The following is a 1,279-nucleotide window of genomic DNA, read 5'->3' on the forward strand; positions in this document are numbered from 1 at the left end:
CCCACCGCACCCGCCCCACACATGAGCCGCGTTGCGCGACCACCCACGAGGGGCTGCGCCGTTGGCTGGAAACGCTATCCCCCGTGCACGGGCCGATGCCCGCGTACCGCCATCACCAGCCCGATGCCGGCCAACAGCGAAACCGCCGAGGTCCCGCCATAACTGATCAGCGGCATCGGAATGCCCACCACCGGCAGCAGGCCGGAAATCATTCCGCCGTTCACCAGCACGTAGACGAAGAACGCCAGCCCCAGGCTACCGGCCAGCAATCGCGCGTGCGTGTCGCGCGCGTGCACCGCAATCCACAGGCAACGCCCCACCACGAACAGGTACAGCGCGAACAGCGTCGCCACGCCGATCCAGCCAAACTCTTCGGCCAGCACCGAGAACGCAAAGTCGGTGGTGTACTCGGGCAGGAAATCGAGCGTGGCCTGTGTGCCCTGCCCCCAGCCACGTCCTTGCCAGCCCCCGGAACCGATCGCGATGCGCGATTGCAGGATGTTCCAGCCGGTACCAAGCGGGTCGGCCGCCGGGTCGAGGAAGGTCAGCACACGATCCTTCTGGTATTGCCGCAGCAAGCCGAACCACGCCAGGGGTGCAGCCACTGCCAGCCCTGCCGCCCCGGTCGCCAACCAGCCCCAGTGCAAGCCAGCCAGCAACAACGCGAACACGCCACTGGCAGTGACCAACGTGGCGGTGCCGAGGTTGGGCTGCATGAGGATCAACACCGCCGGCACGCCGATCAGCAGCGCGGCGGTCAATACCGTGCGCGGCGAGGGCGGCAGTGGTTGCCGATGCAGGTACCACGCCATCATCAGCGGCAGGCTGAGCTTGAGCAGCTCGGACGGCTGCAGGTAGAACACGCCGAGGTTCAGCCAGCGCTGCCCGTACTTGCCGGTGCCGATGACGTACACCGCCATCAGCGGCAGCATCGACAGCGCGTAGATCGCAGGGGTCCACGCACGCAATCGCAGCAGCGAAACACGCGACAGCAGCCACATCGCCAACAGCCCACCGGCAAAGCGTGCCGCCTGCCCGGCCACCGGGCCGGACACGCTGTGCAGCACCGCCAGGCCGGCGCCCATCAGGATCAACAACGCGCCCAGCAACGGCAGATCGATCGTGCGCAGCGCCTCACGGCAGCCGCCAGTCAGTCGTTTCCATTTCACGCGGGCACGGTAGCAACGGGTGCTTGCGTGAAGCTGTCAGGGTGCTCCTGCTCTCCGTAGCCGAGCTGCGGGGTCAGATCCCTTTTTCCTGTGGAAAAAGGGATCTGACC

The 1,279-nt window shown here is 66.8% G+C and carries 1 protein-coding gene; it reads right to left on the bottom strand.

Annotation, left to right across the window (positions count from 1 at the left end; genetic code table 11):
• Positions 1-74 precede the first annotated feature (74 nt).
• On the bottom strand, positions 75-1,169 hold the full coding sequence (rodA, locus tag ABGA94_RS05020) for a rod shape-determining protein RodA (protein ID WP_005419391.1): 1,095 nt from the start codon (positions 1,167-1,169) through the stop codon (positions 75-77).
• Positions 1,170-1,279 lie beyond the last annotated feature (110 nt).

Origin of the sequence: Stenotrophomonas sp. 3diitr2024, assembly GCF_042136455.1 — a bacterium.
Taxonomy (GTDB): Bacteria; Pseudomonadota; Gammaproteobacteria; order Xanthomonadales; family Xanthomonadaceae; genus Stenotrophomonas; species Stenotrophomonas sepilia.